The sequence below is a fragment of the Pseudomonas sp. GM25 genome, assembly GCF_000282255.1.
Taxonomy (GTDB): Bacteria; Pseudomonadota; Gammaproteobacteria; order Pseudomonadales; family Pseudomonadaceae; genus Aquipseudomonas; species Aquipseudomonas aphyarum.
Window position 1 is genome coordinate 122188 of the sequence record NZ_AKJQ01000003.1, and the last position, 19677, is coordinate 141864.

Below are 19677 nucleotides of genomic sequence, written 5' to 3' on the forward strand. Positions count from 1 at the left end.
GCCGCGCCGACAGTGGAAACAACAAAAACAATCACTGTGAGGGATACCGATATGTCAGAACACGTTCAGCCTCTGGACGCCGTGCGCAGCACGGACGCCAGCCCCGATACCCGAAAGGTCATCTTCGCCTCGTCCCTGGGGACGGTGTTCGAGTGGTATGACTTCTTTCTCTACGGCGCCCTGGCGGCGGTCATCAGCAAGCAGTTTTTCGCCGGGGTCAACGACACCACGGCGTTCATCTTCGCGCTGATGGCGTTTGCTGCAGGCTTCATCGTGCGGCCGTTCGGGGCGCTGGTGTTCGGTCGGTTGGGGGACATGATCGGGCGCAAATACACCTTCCTCGCGACCATCATCCTGATGGGTGTGGCGACGTTCGCCGTGGGCCTGCTGCCGACCTACGCCAGCATCGGCATCGCGGCACCGATCATTCTGGTGATACTGCGCATGCTTCAGGGTCTGGCCCTCGGCGGCGAATACGGCGGCGCCGCGACTTACGTGGCGGAACACGCGCCGATCGGCAAGCGCGGCTTCCACACCAGCTGGATTCAATCCACCGCGACCCTCGGTCTGCTGCTGTCGCTGCTGGTGGTGCTCGGTTGCCGCTACTTCACCGGCGATCAGTTCGAAGTCTGGGGCTGGCGCATTCCGTTCCTGCTGTCGATCGTGCTGCTGGGGATTTCCACCTGGATTCGCCTGAGCCTGCACGAGTCGCCGGCCTATCTGAAAATGAAAGAGGAAGGCAAGACCAGCAAGGCGCCGATCCGCGAATCTTTCGGTAAATGGGAAAACCTCAAAGTCGTGCTGATCGCCCTGTTCAGCATCAACGCCGGGCAAGCGGTGACCTTCTACGCCGCGCAGTTCTACGTGCTGTTCTTCCTCACCCAGTTCCTGAAAATGGACCCGGCGGTGGCCAACAGTCTGCTGATCATCAGCGTGGTGATCGGTGCACCGTTCTTCATCATTTTCGGCTGGCTGTCGGACAAGGTCGGACGCAAACCGGTGCTGATGCTCGGCCTGTTGCTGGCCACGGCGCTGTACTTCCCGATCTTCAAATCCCTGGCCCACTACGCCAACCCGGCCATCGACCACGCCAGCCAGCAGGCACCGATCACCGTGGTGGCAGACCCGGCGACCTGCACCTTCCAGTTCGATCCGGTAGGCAAGGCCAAATTCGACAGCCCGTGCGACAAGGTCAAGACCTTCCTGGTCAAACAAGGCCTGCCCTACTCCAGCGTCGCCGCCCCGGCGGGCAGCGCGGTGCAAGTGAGCGTCGGCGATGTAAAACTCGACGGCTTCGACGAGGCGGCACTGCGCGGCGCCATCACCCTTGCCGGCTACCCGCAACAGGCTGACCTGCAGCAGATCAACAAACCGATGATCGTTGCCCTGATCGTCGCCCTGATCATCATCTCCGCCATGTGCTACGGCCCGCTCGCGGCGCTGATGGTCGAACTGTTCCCGACCCGCATCCGCTACACCTCGATGTCCCTGCCGTATCACATCGGCAACGGCTGGTTCGGCGGATTCCTGCCAACCGTGTCGTTCGCGCTGGTGGTGTACACCGGGGATATTTTCTACGGGCTGTGGTACCCGGTGCTGATTACCGGGGTGAGCCTGGTGGTGGGAATGATCTGTCTGCGTGAGACGAAGAATATCGATCTGGACAAGAACTGATCCTGAAGCATGTGGCGGGGGTTTCACTCCCTCGCCACAACCTGTCTGTCAAACCTCCGAATCCAGCAATTCAAACTTCACCTGATCGGGATAAAACGCCACGTAGTCCTTGATCTGGCTGACTGAAATCTTCGGATGTTCGTACGTCCACACCGCATTCGCCCCTTCATGTCCCGGCACTTGCAGACTGAAATAGTTGGCGTCGCCCTTGTACGGGCAGTAGGTGGTGTGGTCGGTGCGGGCGAAGTATTTTTCGTCGATGTCTTCGCGCGGGATGTAGTAGACCGGCGGGTAATTGGCTTCGAGCAGCACCAGTGCTCGGGCCGAGGCGGCGACTTGTATGCCGTGGAATTTCACAAGGAGGCAGCCTGGCTGCTCGGCGATGGTGATGACGGGACTGGGACCGGAGGTTTTCATCGGTTTCTCCTGACTGCGGCGAAGGCACCGGTTCAGGTATAACCCATGCGGGGGAATCTCGTCGGGTTCGCAGCCGAACGGCTTTTCCGTTCACAAAAAAACCGCAGCCTGCGAAGGACTGCGGTTTTTTTGTTTCAGATTTTCCGTTTTCAGATCAGGCGACGATATCGGTCGCCACAGCCTGCCCCACCACACCCACGGCGAAGTCCACCGAACCCTGGCCTGTCAGGTCGATCATCAGGCTGGTCTGGTTGGTCTGTTCGAAGTAAGTGAGGATCGCATCGCCCGCGTGCCCGGTGAAGCCGCTGACGAAGTTCAGCGTGGCTGCGCCGGTGGCGAACCCGGCGATGCCCGACAGGTCGATCTTGTCCAGGCCGCTGGTGAAATCCATGATCCAGTCCGGCGCGGTCATGGTCGAGTCGCTGGCCGCGCCGAACACGAAGGTGTCTGCGCCTTCACCACCCCACAGCGAATCACCGCCGCCACCGCCGTAAATGATGTCGTTGCCGGCACCGCCGATCAGGTCGTTGGCCGCTGCGTTGCCGATCAGCAGGTCATTGCCCGAACCGCCAATGGCGTTTTCCACCGTCACGCCGTGAGCGATGGACACGTTGCCCACCAGACCGCCAACATCGGAGAACGAGCCTTCGTTGAGGTTGATCTTCTGGTTCTGGTTGAAGCCGGAGAAATCCAGCGTGTCGTTGCCGCCGCCGTCCCACACCGAGAACACCACTTTGGAGGTGTTCGAGGTGGCGCTGTAGAAGTCGCGATCGGCGTTTGAGTTGAAGCCGTACACGGTGTTGTCGGCACGGGTTTCGAAGTTGGCGCCGTAGAGTTTCTGCACGGCGACGATGTCGTCCATCAACGGTGCCGAGGCGTAGGCGCCGCTGCCGTCCTTGCTGAAGTTCTGGTCGGTGTTGGCTTCGCTCCAGTAGCTCATCAGGCTGTAGCCACGGGTGTCTTCGGCGTATTTGGCGTCACCGTAGGTCGGGTTGCCGTTGCCGGCGTTGTAGGCGCCCGGGTGCGACAGGCCGAGGGTGTGGCCGATTTCGTGGGTCAGGGTCTGACGCCCGTAGTTGTTGGTGTCCGGGGTCTTGTTGACCTGGTACTGATCGTTGATCAAATACCACGATTGACCGTCGTAGCTGCTGCCCTGCGGCAGGTAGGCGAACGCCGCGCCGCCGGTGCTGACGTCGTAGTTGCCGAAGGTCATGTGACCGTCGCCGCCCTTGCCTTCGGTGAAGATTACGTTGGCCACGTCCGACCAAGATTGCATCGCCAGCACGGCCTGGGCCTTTTGCTGGGCGCTGAACTCGCTGAAGTTGCCGAGTTTCGGGTTGTAGTTCGACGGTTTGTCGGTCAGGAACGTGTAGGTCAGATCAATCTTGCCGTCGGCATTCTTATCCTGCCACGACATGCCCTTGCGCAGGATTTCGTCGGCGGCCTGGTCGGCGGTGAACGACGGTTTGCCGTTGACGGTCCCGGTGCCGCGATCGTACAGGTGGCTGAAGGTGTCGACGGCGGTGAAGGCGCTGCTGGCCTGGGAGGAAGGTTGAGACATGGTGTACGTCCTTGTTTCTGAAGAGTCAGTGTCAGACAGAAAAGCGGCGATCTTCTGGCGAGATCGTCCTGTCACTCGCCCTGATTAGGCAGATTGAACCTGCCACAGCCGCCGACGGGGGCGCTAATCAATTTCTCGATAGCGTCCCGGATTGCCACGACGCGGGCTGTCATGACCGGCAATCCTTTTATCTGTATATCCATACAGATAAAAGTTGCCCGAACGCCCGACTCAGGCCATTCTGTGCGCCTCTTCGGGCAATGATCGACGACGGTGGTTATGCGGCTGTACCTCTGTGAAAAACCTTCCCAGGCCAAGGACATTGCGGCCGTGCTCGGCGCAAAGCGTCGGGGCGACGGCTGCTGGCTGGGAACGGATGTCACGGTGACCTGGTGCATCGGCCACTTGCTGGAAACCGCCCCGCCGGACGCCTACGACGCCAAATACAAGCGCTGGGTGCTGGCGGACCTGCCGATCATCCCGGACAAATGGAAAATGACCGTCAAGCCGCGTACTGCCAGCCAGTACAAAGCGGTCAAGCGCCTGCTCGGCGAGGCCAGCGAACTGATCATCGCCACCGACGCCGACCGCGAGGGCGAGATGATCGCCCGGGAGCTGGTCGAGCATTGCCGCTATCGCGGGCCGATCCGCCGCTTGTGGCTGTCGGCACTGGACGAAGCCTCGATTCGCAAGGCGTTGGCGGCGCTGAAACCGGGCGCTGAAACCTTCAGCCTGTATCACTCGGCACTGGGGCGCTCGCGGGCGGACTGGCTGATCGGGATGAACATGAGTCGACTGTTCACCCTGCTTGGCCGGCAATCCGGCTATCAAGGCGTGCTGCCGGTGGGCCGCGTGCAGACGCCGACGTTGCGGCTGGTGGTGGATCGCGACCGCAGCATCGTCGATTTCGTGCCGGTCGCGTACTGGGCCATCGACGTGCAACTACTGCACAACGGCACGCCGTTCACGGCGCAATGGCGTGCGCCGAACGATGCCTGTGACGATCAGGATCGCTGCCTCAATCAAGCCCTCGCTCAGCAGGCAGCCGCTGCAATCAGCAGCGCTGCCAGCGCCCGGGTGATCAAGCTGCGCACCGAACGCATGCGCGAAGTGGCGCCCCTGCCCTTCGATCTGGGCACCTTGCAGGAAGTCTGCTCGAAGAAACTCGGCCTCGGTGCACAGGAAACCCTCGACATCGCCCAGGCCCTCTACGAAACCTACAAAGTCATCACCTACCCGCGCAGCGATTGCGGTTACCTGCCCCTGAGCCAGCACAGCGAGGCACCGGGGATTCTTGCAGCGCTGCGTCAGGCCGACCCGAGCCTCGAAGCGCTACGCGAGCATCTGGAGCCGCAACGCCGCTCCCGCGCCTGGAACGACGCCAAGGTCAGCGCTCACCACGGCATCATCCCGACCGCTGCCGCGAAAAATCTCGAACGCCTGACCGGCAAGCACCGCGCGGTCTACACGCTGATTCGCGCGCGGTATCTGGCGCAGTTCCTGCCCAATCACGAATACGACCGCACCCAGGCCGATTTCGATTGCGCCGGCGAACCCTTGCGCGCGGTCGGCAAGCAGATCATCGAGCCGGGCTGGAAACGCGCGTTGCCCGAAGCGCTGGCCCCGGCCAAGGGCCGTGAAGCCCCCGCGCCACAGACATTGCCCACGCTGACCCAAGGCGCCGAGTGCGCCATCGCGGACGTGAAACTCAAGGACCTGTGGACGCAACCGCCCAAGCCCTACACCGAAGGCGATCTGATCAAGGCGATGAAGAACGTCGCCAAACTGGTGGAAGATCCGCTGCTCAAGCAGAAACTCAAGGACACCACCGGCATCGGCACCGAAGCCACCCGCGCCTCGATCATTCAAGGGTTGCTGGATCGCGGTTATCTGGTGAAGAACGGCAAGGCGCTGTCCGCCACACCCGCCGCGTTCAGCCTGATCGACGCCGTGCCGCGAGCGATTGCCGACCCTGGCACCACAGCGATCTGGGAGCAGGCGCTGGACATGGTGCAGAGTGGCGAGATGAGTCTTGAAGAGTTCGTCACCAAACAGGCCGCGTGGATGAGCAAGCAAGTTACACGCTGCGCCGGGCTGAGTCTGACCATCAGCGGCCCGCCGCCCGCCGGCAAGGCCGCTGCGCCGTGGAAGAACAAACGCAAGACCACCCGGCGTAAAACCACCGGAACCAGCAAACGCTCGGCGAAACCGGCAGCCAAATAGCCCGCCGCACGCTACTGTTTCTGCAGTGATGGTCAGGAGTCAGCGGCATGTCTGTCATCGAACTGCGCGTCGCCCGGCGCGACGAACTGGAAACCCTCGAAAACCTGATGCAGTTCTACACCTATGACTTCAGCGAGTGGCTCCCGCTGAAGCTCGGCGGGCATGGGTTCTTCCCGATCCAGTTGAAAGACGATTACTGGCGCCAGCCGGCGACCCGGCCATTCCTGATCCACGTCGACGGCGAACTGGCGGGATTCGTGACCGTCGATGACCACCTCCTCATCGAAGGCGCCGACTACAACATCGGCTACTTCTTCGTCAGCCGACGCTGGCGTGGCCAAGGCGTCGCGCAGTTTGTCGCCTCTGCCCTCTTGAGCCACCTGCCCGGTCGATGGCAGATTTTCCATGTCGACGCCAACCTGCCTGCACAGCGGTTCTGGGCCCGGCTCATCCCCGAGCTGAGCGGCGGCGACTTTACCCGTCAGACCAAAACAGTGGACGGCTATCCCTGCACGTTTTACTGCCTGCGCAGCCCTTCTCCCGCTGCCTGAACAGCGTTTTTTTCATTCCAGAATGACTTTGTCCGACAATATGTAGTGACCAAAAATAATCACTACAAAACCGTTGACGGCGTCGTTTTGCTTTTGCATGATGCAGACGTCTCCCCGATCGGGAGCACTGGCAACACGCTTGAGCAAGCTCGTCTGACCGCCGAGCTGTTTTTTCCGGATACACGCTGCCCACAAGGCAGATTGAAGAAGCTGACCTGGCCTGAACGTCCAGTACAAGGACGAGAAGCGCTGGCGAAAATTCTCAAGACGCTTGTGGTCGACCCTGAAAACGTCGTCAAGGAGCCTCCCGGTTTTCGCTGCTTCTCCTCGTTGTGACGCTATTGCGTAGCAGTTATTCAACACGACTACATGCAACAGACGCATGACCCCGTACTTCACACGGGCGACCGCTGACGTCCTGGTTTCGGTGCCAGGGATCAACTAACCGATGGGCTACCTGTATTAGCGAATCAACTTTGAAAGATCACCAGACTGGTCAAGGGGCAATATCATGAATCTGAACAATCAACCTACTATCGAAGAACTGGCTCGTATGTTCGCTGCGCAAAAAGACAGCCACGACAGCCATATTCTGTGGATCAGCAAGTCGGGTCAGGTCCATATCGACTGCCTGTCGCCCCATGCTGGTGAAGAAGAGTTCGACCGGAACAACCAGAACCTGCTGGCCCGCCTGAAGATGTACCGCCGCGGCCACGGCTATGTCGGCAAGAAAGCCGCGGCCGACAAGGACTTCATCGGTAATGTTCTGCAAACGCTGAAACAGGCGTGGGACTCGATGCAGAACAACAACGAAGTTCGGGTGATTGATCGGTTCTACTAAGTTAAAACTTCAATAGACAAAGGGCCTGCTTCGGAAACGAAGCAGGCCCTTTTTATTGCTTGCAAACAATGCTCATGAGCGGGTTTCCAGCACCATATCCATGAACGCCACCGCCGCCGCACTGTGATAGTTGTTCTGGCGCCGCAACAACGCCGCTCCCCGCTGCGGCGCCTCGCTCTCGACACGCAACCGGCGCAACGCCCGGTCCTCGGTCGCGATCGCCTCCGGCAGCATCGTCGCAATCGGCGCATGCCGGATCACTTCCAGCAACGTACTCACCGAATTCACCTCGATCTGCACCTTGGGCGTGATGCCGTGCTGGCGGAAGTACTCATCGATCGACAAGCGCGTGAAGAAGTCAGGTGCCAGCAAGGCGAAATCCAGTTGCGCAATGTCACCCGGCGTCAGCACAGAAGCGCTGTCATACAACGGATGTTCACGCCCGACCATCACCCCCAACGTCTCGACAAACGCCGGAATGCACTCAATGTCCGGATTGCGCACCGGTGTGAAGGCAATCGCAATATCCAGCGAGTCATCTACCAACCCGGCCTCGATGTCATCCATCGACAACTCGAAAATCTCCAAGTGAATCCCCGGATACCGCGCCACGTAATCACGCACCAACGGCCCGACCAGATACGCCATGAATGTCGGCGTCATGGCCAGCCGCAGCGAGCCTCGAGAAAGATCCTTCACGTCATGTAACGCGCGCTTGCCCGCCTCCAGTTCCACCAGCACCCGTCGCGCGCATTCGATATAGGCCTGACCGGCATCAGTCGGTTTCACCGAGCGCGAGGTGCGGTCGAACAGATCCACCCCGAGGCTTTCTTCCAGTTGGCGGATCTGTTGCGACAGGGTCGGCTGCGAAACGTGCAGCGCCTCGGCCGCCCGGGTGAAGCCGCCGTGATCGGCCACGGCCAGCAGGTATCGCAAATGTCGCAGCAGCATGGGACGCTCCATCTATAGGCAGTGCTTATGCTTTGCATTGTATATCGGTCTTGGACGCTATGGATCAATCGGCAGAAGATGAATCCCACACAGCAAGCCAACCCCGAAAGGAGAAGCACCATGCAATCCCAAGCCTACAACGACAGCCGCATCGTCCTGACCACTCGCGCCCTGGATGCCAAGGCACAGAAAAACCTGTCGTGGCAGGATCTGGCCGACGGCACCGGCCTGAGCCTGGCTTACGTCACCGCTGCCCTCCTCGGCCAGCATCCACTGCCGAAAGCCGCGGCCGAAGTGGTCGGCGACAAGCTTGAGCTGAGTGCCGAAGACGTCGCCGCCCTGCAGATCATTCCGCTGCGCGGCAGCCTCGACGGTGTGCCGACCGACCCGACCATCTACCGCTTCCACGAGATGATCCAGATCTACGGCACCACCCTGAAAGCACTGGTTCACGAACAGTTCGGCGACGGCATCATCAGCGCGATCAACTTCAAGCTCGACATCAAGAAAGTCGAAGACCCTGAAGGCGGTTCCCGCGCCGTGGTCACCCTCGACGGCAAGTTCCTTCCGCTGCGTCCGTTCTGATCCATCCCGGGCCCGCACCCCGCGTGCGAGCCCCTCCAAACCTGAGTTGCCAAGTCGTCACCCCATCTGTCTGGAGGCTGCCCCATGCAAAAAATCCTGCTGACCCTGGCCCTGCTCGCCGGCCTTGCCGCCCAGGCCCAGGCTGATGAAGAGGCCGTCGCCTATCGCTACGGCATGTCTCTGGATATCGCTGAAGTCGTGAGCATCACCCCGGTTGCCGACGTCTGCGGCGTAGTGCCGGTCGAGATGACTTACCTCGACAGCCACGGCGCAAAACACATTCTTCAATACAGCGAATTCGGCTCCGGCTGTTCGAACTGAGAGGACTACACCATGAAAAACCTGATCGAAGGCTTCCTGAAGTTCCAGAACGAAGCGTTTCCGCAACGCACCGAACTGTTCAAACACCTGGCAACTACCCAAACCCCGGGCACCTTGTTCATCACTTGCTCCGACAGCCGCGTCGTCCCGGAACTGCTGACCCAGCAGGAACCCGGCGAGTTGTTCGTGATCCGCAACGCCGGCAATATCGTGCCGTCCTACAGCCCGCATCCGGGCGGGGTTTCGGCGACGGTGGAATACGCGGTAGCCGTGCTCGGCGTGACCGACATCGTGATCTGCGGCCACTCCGATTGCGGCGCGATGACCGCCATCGCCCAGTGCAAATGCATGGATCACCTACCCGCCGTCAGTGGCTGGCTGCAACACGCCGAGTCGGCGAAAGTGGTCAATGAATCACGGCCACATGCCAATGACGCAGCCAAGCTGAGTTCGATGGTGCGGGAAAACGTGATCGCGCAATTGGCGAACATCCAGACTCACCCAAGCGTGCGCCTGGCCCAGGAGAAAGGCCTGCTGAACCTGCACGGCTGGGTGTACGACATCGAGACCGGCTCGATCGACGCGCTGAGTGCCGACCGCCGTACCTTCGTCTCGCTGGCCGAGCAACCGTCGACGTGCGCGGTGTACGGTCAGGCAGTCGATGCTGCTTGAAAACACAACGCCGCGCCCGTCATTGCGACGGGCGCGGCGTTGTTCTGTTCAGCGTTTTACGCCCAGATCGATCTGCGTCATGCGGCTGCGTACGGTGAACACACCGTCGCCGGAGAGGATCGCACTGCGGGCAAACAGGCGGCCGCTTTCCCAGTTCGAAAGACCCAGTTCCGGCTTGTTCAGCGCGTATTGGCCATCGACCCAACGGGTAATCCCGTTACCCACGAACGGCGCGTTGACCGCGCTGTAGAAGCGCCCCTGAACTGCCGCGTCTTCGCTGATCAGCGACACGGTGAACTGCGGGCTGTAGCGGTTGAACAGCGCGATGGCCTGATCCAGATCGTCGACGATCATCAGGCTGGTTTCAGGGGTTTCTTCCCATTCCCACTCGCGGCCCAGTTGCGCTTCGGGCAGCGGCTCGGCCAGGGCTTCAGTCTGGTAACCCTCGGCGCGATAGACCTCGACCGTCGCGTTCTGCCAGTCGCTCGGCAGATAGCCTTCGCTGCCTTCGACGATGTGCAATTTGCAGCCCTGACCGCGCGCGGTACCGGCCTGTTGCAAGGCGTCGAGGAACAGCGGCACCAGTTCGGCAGCACGGTCGCGCTGGATCAGGCAGACGTTCAAGGTGTTGCAGACTTTGCGATCCAGCGAGTTGCGCACCACAGCGGCGAAGCGTTTGGCATCGGCATCACGATCAGCAATCAGCCACGCACCACCGGTGCCGTGCAGGCTGACGGCGGTGCCGGCCTGCTGGGCGATGCTGCCCAACTGGCTGACCGCACGGCCCGAACCACGGGCCACCGCCAGCGACAGACGCCGGTCGGCGAACATCGCCCAACCGGCGGCGTGGTTGACGCTCTCCACCAGCGACACCGCACCCGCCGGCAGACCGGCATCGGCCAGCGCCGGGTTCAGGGCGTGGGTGACGATGGCTTGCGCGGTGCCCAGCGCATCGCTGCCAATGCGCAGTACAGCGGTGTTGCCGGTGCGCAGTACGCCAGCGGCGTCGGCAAAAACATTTGGCCGGCCTTCGAATACGAACGCGACGATGCCCAGCGGCGATACCACCTGCTCGACCTTCCAGCCGTCATGCTCGACGCTGCTGATCACTTTGCCACGGGTGGCCGGCGCATCACGCCAGGCGCGCAGGCCGGCGATCATGTCGCGGCGCATGCGCTCGTCGGCGAGCAACCGGGTAGTGGAACGACCGCGAGCCTTGGCCCGCTCGATGTCGGCGAGGTTGGCGGTTTCGATCAGCGCCCAGGCGTCCGGGTTTTCCAGACGTTGAGCGAACAGATCGAAGAAGCGGCTGATGGCCTCATCCGGCACCGCAGACAACGCGGTAAACGCCGCCGCTGCACGCTCGATCGCCACCGATGCGGCCTGTTGATCCACCACAGGAATCAGCAACAGCTCGCCACTCACCTGCTCCACCAGCAGGTGGTCGCCGGGTCGGAAACGCTCGGCCAGTTCGGGGCTGACCACGGTGACGCGGTTACCGGCGAAAGGGATAGGCGTACCAGCGACGAGACGTTCGAGCGCGAGAGACATGGAGCGGATTCACCATATTGAGGGCGGCCGGAAAATGTATAGGTTGGCCTCCCTCAAAGCAACACGGCCTCAGAACACCGACCAACCAATCCGCGAACTGAGCATTTCCAGCGCCGCCATCCCCGCCAGCGAGTTGCCCGCCGTGTTGAGTTCCGGCGACCACACGCACACCGTGAACTGGCCCGGCACCACCGCAACGATACCGCCGCCGACGCCGCTCTTGCCCGGCAGGCCGACGCGGTAGGCGAAGTTGCCGGCCTCGTCGTAGAGACCGCTGGTGGCCATGATCGAGTTGACTTGCTGGGTCTGGCGCCGGCTGAGGATCTGCTCGCCGCTGTGTTTGCAGAAACCGTCGTTGGCCAGGAAACAAAAGGCCCGGGCCAGGTCGATGCAGTTCATGCGCAAGGCGCAGTGGCTGAAATAGCTGCGCAGCACCGCTTCAACGTCGTTGTGGAAATTGCCGAAGGATTGCATCAGGTAGGCCATCGCCGCGTTGCGCGCGCGGTGCTGGTATTCGGAATCGGCGACCTTGCCGTCGACCATCACCTGCGGGTTGCCCGACAGCCGCCGCACGAAGTCGCGCATCGACAACGCCGGTGCGGCAAAGCGCGACTGGTTGATGTCGCAGATCACCAGCGCCCCGGCATTGATGAACGGATTGCGCGGACGGCCGCGTTCGAATTCCAGCTGCACCAACGAGTTGAACGGCTGGCCGGACGGCTCGTGGCCCAGGCGTTCCCAGATCGCCTCGCCGGAATGTTCGATGGCCTGCACCAGGCTGAACACCTTGGAAATACTCTGCACCGAGAACGGCGTCTCGGCGTCGCCGGCGCAATACATCTCGCCGTCGTTGCCATACACGGCGATGCCCAGTTGATTGGCCGGCACGGTGCCGAGGGCGGGAATGTAGTCAGCCACCTTGCCCTGCCCGATCAGGGGCCGGACAGCGTCAAGGATCTCGTTCAACAGCGCTTGCATGCCGGGTTCCGAAGTCTCGCCCCATGGGATTGCGGGGACACCGTGGCTAGACGCTGCGCCCGGCAATCGAATCACACCGGCGCTGTGTATCGCAGTGTGTACGGCCCGACGCCCGACACATCCCGCGCACAAATCCGGCCCTTCGCGACACATCAGCGATACAGCCCGGCGTTCAAATGAACCTGTCGATCGGCAGCCCCGATCAAGCCTTTGAACTCACACATCGCATCGGAGATTCACCATGACCAAGCTCTCGAAAACCTCCCTGACTCTGGGCCTGCTGCTTGCCGGTGGCCTGGCCCTGTCCAACGCCGCATCGGCTTCAGAAGCCTTCAGCGTCAAGCAACTGGATCACGGCTACAGCCAAACCCAGGCCAAGGCCGACTCGGCGGAAAAAACCTCGGAAGGTAAATGCGGCGAAGGCAAGTGCGGCGCCGGCGAGTAACCCTTTTTTCGGGGCACGTCGGTGCCCCGTTTTCTTTTGAATGAATGGAGCCTTGCCATGACCACAGCTCTCTCGTCGGCCGTCAAAGGCCTGCACCTGAACCTCGACCGCGCCGGCCAGTGGTTCGCACCGCTGACCTTGCGCCTGTTCATCGCCTGGGAGTTTTTCGAATCGGGGCTGGAGAAATTCAACGGCCAGAACTGGTTCGAAGACATTCAGGAGCGGTTCCCGTTTCCCTTCGATCATCTTCCGGCGACGCTGAACTGGGAGCTGTCGATGTGGGCCGAGCTGATCTGCGCGCTGGCGATCCTGATCGGATTCGGCACGCGGATTTCGGCGATTTCTCTGATCGTCGTGACCATCGTCGCCACCGCTGCCGTGCACTGGCCAGCGGACTGGTCATCGCTGAGTGAGCTGGCCCAGGGTTACGCGATCACCAACAAAGGCTTCGGCAACTTCAAGCTGCCCGCGATTTATCTGGCTGCGCTGGTGCCGCTGGTGTTTGCCGGGGCCGGCAAGTTGAGCGTGGATGCTTGGCTGGCGCGATTCTTCTGGAAACGCGCCAGCCGCTGAGGATCAATGCGCCCGGTCCAGCCCGGCCAACAACGCGCTGTCCCGGCTGTAAATGTCCGGCGCGTAAAGCACGCGACCCTGGCCATCGACCTGTGCCGTCCAGTAAGTCATGAGGATCGGCACCGGATTGCTCAGGCGGAATTCATGGGTGGTGCCGGTGGCGAGCAAGGTGTCGGTGCGCGCCCTCTCCGCCGGGCTGAGCAGGAAATCGCGCAGCTTCATCGGATGCTCGACCCGCACGCAGCCGGAGCTGAACGCCCGTGGTCCCTTGTCGAACAGCGCCTTGCTCGGCGTGTCGTGCAGGTACACCGAGAACGGGTTGGGGAACCGAATGACCATCTGCCCCAGCGGGTTGCGCGGCCCGGCGTCCTGACGCAGGAGGATGTTGCCGGGGTTGTCCCAGTCGATGTCGGCGGCGGCCAGCGGCTGGCCGTTGGCGTCGAGCACTTGCAGGTTCTGGCGGCTGAGGAAGGTCTGGTCCTTGCGGATTTCCGGCAGCTTGTCTTCCTTCCAGATGGTCGGCGGCACGGTCCAGGTCGGGTTCAGGGTCAGGCGCGTGACCCGGGATTTGAGCAGCGGGGTCTGGCGTTCGGCGCGCCCGACCTGGGTGCGGGTCTGCCACACCGGCAGGCCGCCCTGATAAAGCGTCAGCTCGGCAGCGGCGACGTTGACCAGCAGACCGTCCGGCTCCATGTCCTGGGCCATCCAGCGGAAACGTTCAAGGTTGACCCGCAACTGTTCGCGGCGGGTCAGCGGACTGATGTTGAGTTCGGCAATCGTCCCCGGCCCGACCACTCCGTCGGCCTGCAACGAATGGTTGGCCTGAAAGCTCTTCACCGCCTCCACCAATACGCCGTGATAAGCGTTGTCCGGCGTGCCGACCACACTGCTCAGGTAGCCTTCGCTGTAGAGCCGGCGGGCCAGTTCCGGCACGCGTTTATCTTCCATGTCCGGACGCAGCAACGGACCGTTGCCCACCGACGTCCACTGCGGCAAGGCTTTCAGGCGTTGAGCTGCGTAGAGATGACGCAGATTCTGATACTGCGCCAGCTGTGGGCGGGCCAGATCGAAGGCGGCCGGAACGTTGCGCACACCCGGCACGGCGATGGCGAGCAATTCGGCCTGTCGGTCGCGTGGCGTTTCGTCGGAATGCCACAGCGGTTCGAAGTGCGATTGCAGCAGGCGGCCGTAATGCAGATCCTGCAGGGCTTGCAGGTAGTAACGGCTGATCTCGATGTCGGCGCACAGTTCGCCGTCCTGCGGCGCGGTGAGCGCCACCGGGTAGCGTTTCGGGTTCAGGCCATCGTCGGCCAACAGCTGCAATTGCGCATGCAAGGCCGGCAATTGCCCGCCATCGGCCCACACCGGCAGCCAGTCCTGCTGCTGGTAGAAGGCGCGCAATTGATCCAGCGCCGGGCCGCTGAGGCTTGTGCCGATCGTCGGGCACGCCTGGGGCAGGCTGATCAGCGCAGCCTGCAACGGGCTCTGCGGCTCGATGGGCATTTCCGTCGGCACGGGCGGCAGCGTCGGGAGTCCCGGCAACGGCTCTTCGGCGCAAGCGACAAACGGCGCAGCGAGCAAACAAATGCTCAAGTAGCATGCGTACTTTTTGAACAACTGCTTTACTCCAATCCATGGCCGTCTTGATTGACGGTCAACCTTACCTCAGGTGCGGTGAACAGTCAGGCCCGATTCGCGGGCTTGCCGGGAACGACTGGACGTCAGGAGCCTAAGTGCCAAACAAGTAGCAAGTGGAGACTCACTTTAAATGTTGACGTTTTTGCGCCGACTTCTGCTGACTGCCACCGCCATTGGCGTGCTGACCAGTCCAGCCTTTGCCGCCGGCACCTCTTCGCCGGTTCTGTACACCAGCCTCGCGCACGCCGCTCCGGAACTCAATCCCCAGGCGCTGAAAGGTGCCTTGAACGCCATGCAATGTGCGATCAACAACGGCGCGAAGCAGTCCCGTCACCTGGCGATCATCGACTATTCGCAGCCGTCCACCGAGCGCCGGTTGTGGATCTTCGACCTGACCCGGAAAAAACTGGTGCTGCGCGATCTGGTCGCCCACGGCTCGAACTCCGGGGAAAACTTCGCCACCCGGTTCTCCAACCGTGAAGGCAGTTTTCAGTCCAGCCTCGGCCTGTTCCGGACACAGGAAAGTTACCAGGGCACCCACGGTTACTCGCTGCGCATGGACGGTCTGGAACCGGGCGTCAACGACATGGCCCGTGACCGCGCCATCGTGATCCACGCCGCCGACTACGTGAACCCGTTCTGGAGCAAACGTACCGGCCGTCTGGGCCGCAGCCAGGGTTGCCCGGCGGTGCGACCGCAGGTAGCCAAACGAGTGATCGACAGCCTGAAGAATGGCCAATTCATGTTCTCCTGGTACCCGGATCAGCAGTGGCTGAAATCCTCGCCGTACCTCAACTGCCAGCCACAACAGATCGCGAGCATTCTCAGCACACACGCCAGCTGAATACTCTGTGGGAGTGCGCTGGCTCCCACAGGTTCGGTTTATTACAGATTTGTCATCGAGTTGTCGGTTTGCCGAGCGGATCGCCCGGTAGCTTGAAGTTGTCCCGGCCAGAACGCCGATCAACTTCAACGACTCGAGTGACCCATCATGAAAACCCTGATCCTCGCCTTCACCGCCCTCCTCGCCACCGGTTCCGTGTTCGCCGCCCCGGCACCGGATGCCGCTGTCATTCATGACAAAACCGGTTTCTTCGTGCACCTGGATGTCGACAAAGTCCTCTCCAGCACCGATATTTCCCAGGCTTGCGGCGTGATCCCCGCGCAGCTCAACTACCTCGACCACCAGGGCCGTGAACATGTACTGGACTATCAAGTGCAAGGCAGCGGCTGCATCAATGACAATTGAGGCACAGTGCCCATGAATATCCTTGTTGTCGAAGACGAACCGAAGGCCGGCAATTACTTGCTCAACGGCTTGCAGGAACTGGGCTACAGCGTGAGCCTGGCCCGGGACGGCGCCGACGGTCTGCACCTGGCGCTGGAGTTCGACTTCGACGTGATCGTGCTGGACGTGATGATGCCGAAAATGGATGGCTGGGAAGTGCTGCGCCGGCTGCGCAAGGAAACCGACACGCCGGTGCTGTTCCTCACCGCCCGCGACGACATCGCCGACCGGGTCAAGGGCCTTGAACTGGGCGCCGACGATTACCTGATCAAGCCGTTTTCCTTCGCCGAACTGGTGGCACGCCTGCGCACCCTGACCCGGCGCGGGCCGATCCATGAAGAAGAGCAATTGCAGGTGGCCGATCTGCAGATCGACGTACTGAAACGTCGGGTCACCCGCGCCGGTAACCGGATCACCCTGACCAACAAGGAATTCGCCCTGCTGCAACTGTTCGCCACCCACACCGGGCAAGTGCTGTCGCGTTCGCTGATCGCCTCGCGGGTGTGGGACATGAATTTCGACAGCGACACCAATGTGGTCGATGTCGCCGTGCGCCGCCTGCGGGCGAAGATCGACGATCCGTTCCCGCTCAAGCTGATCCACAGCGTGCGCGGCATCGGCTACCGCTTCGATACCCAACCATGAAAATCGCCGGCACTTATTCTCTGACATTGCGTCTGGCGCTGGTCTTCGCCGTGCTTGCCTTCGCCGCACTGGCAGGCCTCGGCGCGGCGCTTTACAACCAGCTGGAAGAGCAACTGACCCGCCGCGACGATATCCAGTTGGTCAGTCGCATCGATCAGTTGCGCACCATCCTCAACGACAGCAACACGCTGGAATTGATCAAGACCAAACCGGCGCTGTTCCAGAACATGCTGGGCAACCGCGAAGCGCTGTTGACCATCGGCGCGCCGGGGCAACCGCCCTTGTTCGTGGTCAACCCCAGCGACCTGGCACTCCCAAGCGTGCCCGCCGTGCCGGTCGACCATGTCATGGCGCTCAACGACGTGCAGCATCTGCCAAGCCTCAACGGCGTGCCGTTCTCGGCAGTGGCGGCCAGTATCGACTCCGGCGACCAGGGCAATCTGCAGGTGCTCATCGCCAAGGTGATGAGCGAGCGCACGGCGATGCTCGCCAATTACCGGCTCAGCGTGTACGGCCTCGCGTCACTGGCAGCGATTGTGCTGGCGCTGGTGGGTTGCCTGCTGGTGTATCGCGGCCTGCTGCCGTTGCGGCGAATTGCCCGGCATGCCCACGGAATCGGCATCGCCAACCTCGGCGAACGCCTTGACAGCCAAGGCACGCCTCGTGAATTGCAGCCGATGATCGAAGCCTTCAACGCGATGCTGGACCGGCTCGACCGAGGGGTTGCGCAACTCAGTCAGGTCTCCACCGACATGGCCCACGAACTGCGCACGCCGATCAACAACCTGCTCGGCGAGACCCAGGTCGCGTTGCAACAGAATCGCAGCGTCGACGCCTATCAGCAGCTGCTCGCCTCCAACGTCGAAGAACTCGAACGGCTGGCGCGGATGCTCGACAACATGCTGTTTCTCGCCCGCACCGACCCGGCCAGCGCGCTGAGCCAGCGGCAAGAGCTGGACGCCAGCGATGAGATGCAGCGCATCGCCGATTACTTCGAGGGATTAGCGGCGGACGTCGGCGTCACTATCGAGGCCAGTGGCAGCGGTGTGATCTGGGCCGAGCCGATGTTGCTGCGTCGGGCGCTGGCCAATCTGTGCGCCAACGCGATCAAGTACGGCGCGGCGGACTCGACGTTGCAGGTCGAAGCCATCGCTGAAGCGGACGGTAGCTACCTGCGGGTACGCAATCAGGGCGCGACCATTCCGGCGGAACACCTGTCGCGGCTGTTCGAGCGTTTCTACCGCGTCGATCCGTCCCGCGAGCGCTCGGCCCAATCCAACGGGCTGGGCCTGTCGATTGTCGCGACCATCATGCAGTTGCATCAGGGCCGCTACAGCGTCAGCAGCGCCGACGGCATCACCTGCTTTGAACTGTTCTTTCCGGCACGGGAGACGCGAGACGCAGGTGCGTGAAGGCACCGAGCGCAAACGCCGCGAACATCAACGCCGTGGCCACACCGAAGGTCATGTGCAAGCCGCCTGCGATGACCGCGGCCGGTGCCTGAGTCGGATCGTCCGTGGCCAGTGCAAACACCGCGCCCATCGCCGCCGCCCCGGTGATCAAGCCCAGATTTCGCGACAGCCCGAGCATGGCCGAGACCACGCCGCGCTGATCCTGAGCAACGCCGGACATCAACCCGGTGTTGTTGGCGGCCTGGAACAGCGCATAACTCAAGGCCACCACCGTGATCGGCAGCACGTATGCAAGCACTCCGAAACTCACCGGAAACAACGCCAACAAACCGCAACCGCAAGCCAGGCCGAGCAATGCACCCGGCACCATCCGTCGCGCGCCGAAACGATCCACCAGCCGCCCGGCCGGTACGCCGCTGAACGCCGCCAGCAACGGCCCGATCGACAACACCAGTCCGACCTGCGTACTGGTGAGCCCCAAACCTCGGCTCAGGTAAAACGGCCCGACCACGAGCGTGGTCATCATCACCGTCGTGACCAGCAACGTCAGCGCCAGACTGCTGCTGATTCGCGTGTCGGTGAACAATGACAGGTGAATCAGCGGCGCCTTGCTCCGCTTCTCGACCAGGATGAACAACCCCACACCCAACAGGCTGAGCAACAGCAACGTCGGGGTGAGTCCTTCAACCGTCATCGCCAGTGCATAGGCCGCCAGCGTCAACATCAGCACGGCGGTGCCGGGATAATCAAATGCAACACCCGAGCGCACGATCCGATCCTTCGGCAAATAGCGATACACCAGCCACGCATTGAGCAATCCCAACGGCAGGTTGATCACAAAGATCGACTGCCAGCCGACAAGCGCCATCAACAGGCCGCCGAGCGACGGCCCGAGGGTGGTGCCGGTGGCCGACATCGTGGCCAGCAACCCCATCGCACTGCCGGCCCGGGATTTGGGCACCGCATCGGCGACCAGCGCCACCGTCAGCGCGAACATGATTGCCGCGCCCAGGCCCTGCACCGCTCGTGCGCCAATCAGCCAGGCCAGACTCGGCGCCAGTGCGCAGGCCAGCGAAGCGGCAGTAAAAATGCCGATACCGATCAACAGCAAGCGCCGCCGACCGAAGCCGTCACCCAACCGCCCGACGCTGACAATCAACGTGGTGACCGCCAGCAGATAGGCCAGCACGATCCACTGCACCTGTTGAAACGTCGCATCGAACGCCGCCGCCAGCGTGGGCAGTCCGGCGTTGGCGATGCTGGTGTCGAGCGACGGCATCAGCATCGACAGCGCCAGACTGGTCAGCGCCCAGCGGGCTGAAGGGCTCAGGGGTTCTCGGTGCATGGCGGG

At 62.1% G+C, this 19677-nt stretch carries 21 protein-coding genes; 13 read left to right on the forward strand and 8 right to left on the reverse strand.

The window, feature by feature from the left end; genetic code table 11:
- Positions 1 to 51: 51 nt before the first annotated feature.
- Entirely contained in the window at positions 52 to 1674 is a 1623-nt protein-coding gene (locus tag PMI24_RS00855; RefSeq protein WP_007950562.1) for an MFS transporter, read from the forward strand.
- 48 nt (positions 1675 to 1722) lie between these two features.
- On the opposite strand, the gene PMI24_RS00860 is transcribed toward PMI24_RS00855, so the two are convergent.
- Both PMI24_RS00860 and PMI24_RS00865 read right to left on the reverse strand, forming a co-directional pair.
- The gene (locus PMI24_RS00860) at positions 1723 to 2091 is read right to left on the reverse strand and encodes a DUF427 domain-containing protein (RefSeq protein WP_007950564.1); all 369 of its coding nucleotides are present in this window, start codon (positions 2089 to 2091) and stop codon (positions 1723 to 1725) included.
- Between the two features lie 154 nt (positions 2092 to 2245).
- Positions 2246 to 3652 (reverse strand): serralysin family metalloprotease, encoded by a 1407-nt coding sequence (locus PMI24_RS00865; RefSeq protein ID WP_007950565.1) that lies wholly within the window; start codon positions 3650 to 3652, stop codon positions 2246 to 2248.
- A 279-nt stretch (positions 3653 to 3931) separates the two neighbouring features.
- On the opposite strand from PMI24_RS00865, the gene PMI24_RS00870 reads away from it, so the two are divergent.
- A complete protein-coding gene (locus PMI24_RS00870) occupies positions 3932 to 5875 on the forward strand; it encodes a DNA topoisomerase III (RefSeq protein WP_007950567.1) in 1944 nt (647 codons plus the stop codon).
- Positions 5876 to 5922: 47 nt separating this feature from the next.
- Positions 5923 to 6426 (forward strand): GNAT family N-acetyltransferase, encoded by a 504-nt coding sequence (locus tag PMI24_RS00875; protein WP_007950568.1) that lies wholly within the window; start codon positions 5923 to 5925, stop codon positions 6424 to 6426.
- Between the two features lie 12 nt (positions 6427 to 6438).
- Here the strand turns inward: PMI24_RS00875 and PMI24_RS00880 are convergent, their stop codons facing one another.
- Complete coding sequence (locus PMI24_RS00880; RefSeq protein ID WP_052026217.1) at positions 6439 to 6810, reverse strand: hypothetical protein; 372 nt, start codon at positions 6808 to 6810, stop codon at positions 6439 to 6441.
- Positions 6811 to 6937: 127 nt separating this feature from the next.
- Here PMI24_RS00880 and PMI24_RS00885 point away from each other — a divergent pair, with 127 nt between their 5' ends.
- Entirely contained in the window at positions 6938 to 7267 is a 330-nt protein-coding gene (locus PMI24_RS00885) for a hypothetical protein (RefSeq protein ID WP_007950569.1), read from the forward strand.
- 72 nt (positions 7268 to 7339) lie between these two features.
- Here PMI24_RS00885 and cynR read toward each other — a convergent pair whose 3' ends face one another.
- Positions 7340 to 8218 (reverse strand): transcriptional regulator CynR, encoded by an 879-nt coding sequence (gene cynR / locus PMI24_RS00890; protein ID WP_007950570.1) that lies wholly within the window; start codon positions 8216 to 8218, stop codon positions 7340 to 7342.
- A gap of 120 nt (positions 8219 to 8338) precedes the next feature.
- Between cynR and cynS the strand changes: the two genes are divergently transcribed.
- The 3 genes from cynS to PMI24_RS00905 all read left to right on the forward strand — a co-directional run bounded on the left by cynS (position 8339) and on the right by PMI24_RS00905 (position 9796).
- Complete coding sequence (cynS, locus tag PMI24_RS00895) at positions 8339 to 8803, forward strand: cyanase (protein ID WP_007950571.1); 465 nt, start codon at positions 8339 to 8341, stop codon at positions 8801 to 8803.
- 84 nt (positions 8804 to 8887) lie between these two features.
- Positions 8888 to 9124, forward strand: a complete 237-nt coding sequence (locus PMI24_RS00900; RefSeq protein WP_007950572.1) for a DUF2790 domain-containing protein — start codon at positions 8888 to 8890, stop codon at positions 9122 to 9124.
- Positions 9125 to 9136: 12 nt separating this feature from the next.
- A complete protein-coding gene (locus PMI24_RS00905; protein WP_007950573.1) occupies positions 9137 to 9796 on the forward strand; it encodes a carbonic anhydrase in 660 nt (219 codons plus the stop codon).
- Positions 9797 to 9844: 48 nt separating this feature from the next.
- On the opposite strand, the gene PMI24_RS00910 is transcribed toward PMI24_RS00905, so the two are convergent.
- Both PMI24_RS00910 and glsB read right to left on the reverse strand, forming a co-directional pair.
- Positions 9845 to 11347 carry an aldehyde dehydrogenase family protein gene (locus PMI24_RS00910; RefSeq protein ID WP_007950574.1) on the reverse strand — a complete coding sequence of 501 codons (1503 nt, stop codon included), beginning with the start codon at positions 11345 to 11347 and terminating at the stop codon, positions 9845 to 9847.
- A gap of 69 nt (positions 11348 to 11416) precedes the next feature.
- On the reverse strand, positions 11417 to 12325 hold the full coding sequence (gene glsB, locus PMI24_RS00915) for a glutaminase B (protein WP_007950575.1): 909 nt from the start codon (positions 12323 to 12325) through the stop codon (positions 11417 to 11419).
- A 241-nt stretch (positions 12326 to 12566) separates the two neighbouring features.
- Between glsB and PMI24_RS00920 the strand changes: the two genes are divergently transcribed.
- The gene (locus PMI24_RS00920; protein WP_007950576.1) at positions 12567 to 12770 is read left to right on the forward strand and encodes an HvfA family oxazolone/thioamide-modified RiPP metallophore; all 204 of its coding nucleotides are present in this window, start codon (positions 12567 to 12569) and stop codon (positions 12768 to 12770) included.
- Positions 12771 to 12827: 57 nt separating this feature from the next.
- Positions 12828 to 13343 (forward strand): HvfX family Cu-binding RiPP maturation protein, encoded by a 516-nt coding sequence (locus PMI24_RS00925; protein ID WP_007950577.1) that lies wholly within the window; start codon positions 12828 to 12830, stop codon positions 13341 to 13343.
- A 3-nt stretch (positions 13344 to 13346) separates the two neighbouring features.
- Here the strand turns inward: PMI24_RS00925 and PMI24_RS00930 are convergent, their stop codons facing one another.
- The gene (locus PMI24_RS00930) at positions 13347 to 14960 is read right to left on the reverse strand and encodes a L,D-transpeptidase family protein (RefSeq protein WP_007950578.1); all 1614 of its coding nucleotides are present in this window, start codon (positions 14958 to 14960) and stop codon (positions 13347 to 13349) included.
- Between the two features lie 151 nt (positions 14961 to 15111).
- On the opposite strand from PMI24_RS00930, the gene PMI24_RS00935 reads away from it, so the two are divergent.
- From PMI24_RS00935 to PMI24_RS00950, 4 genes are all read left to right on the forward strand, one after another.
- Positions 15112 to 15825 carry a murein L,D-transpeptidase catalytic domain family protein gene (locus tag PMI24_RS00935; RefSeq protein WP_007950579.1) on the forward strand — a complete coding sequence of 238 codons (714 nt, stop codon included), beginning with the start codon at positions 15112 to 15114 and terminating at the stop codon, positions 15823 to 15825.
- Between the two features lie 147 nt (positions 15826 to 15972).
- Entirely contained in the window at positions 15973 to 16230 is a 258-nt protein-coding gene (locus PMI24_RS00940; protein ID WP_007950580.1) for a DUF2790 domain-containing protein, read from the forward strand.
- A gap of 12 nt (positions 16231 to 16242) precedes the next feature.
- Positions 16243 to 16914: a heavy metal response regulator transcription factor gene (locus tag PMI24_RS00945; protein ID WP_007950581.1), complete on the forward strand. Its 672-nt coding sequence runs from the start codon at positions 16243 to 16245 to the stop codon at positions 16912 to 16914.
- Positions 16911 to 18326 (forward strand): heavy metal sensor histidine kinase, encoded by a 1416-nt coding sequence (locus PMI24_RS00950; RefSeq protein ID WP_007950582.1) that lies wholly within the window; start codon positions 16911 to 16913, stop codon positions 18324 to 18326. The genes PMI24_RS00945 and PMI24_RS00950 overlap by 4 nt, the downstream gene beginning before the upstream one ends.
- On the opposite strand, the gene PMI24_RS00955 is transcribed toward PMI24_RS00950, so the two are convergent.
- Positions 18271 to 19671, reverse strand: a complete 1401-nt coding sequence (locus PMI24_RS00955) for an MFS transporter (protein ID WP_007950583.1) — start codon at positions 19669 to 19671, stop codon at positions 18271 to 18273. The two genes, PMI24_RS00950 and PMI24_RS00955, sit on opposite strands and share 56 nt — an antisense overlap.
- Between the last annotated feature and the right edge of the window lie 6 nt (positions 19672 to 19677).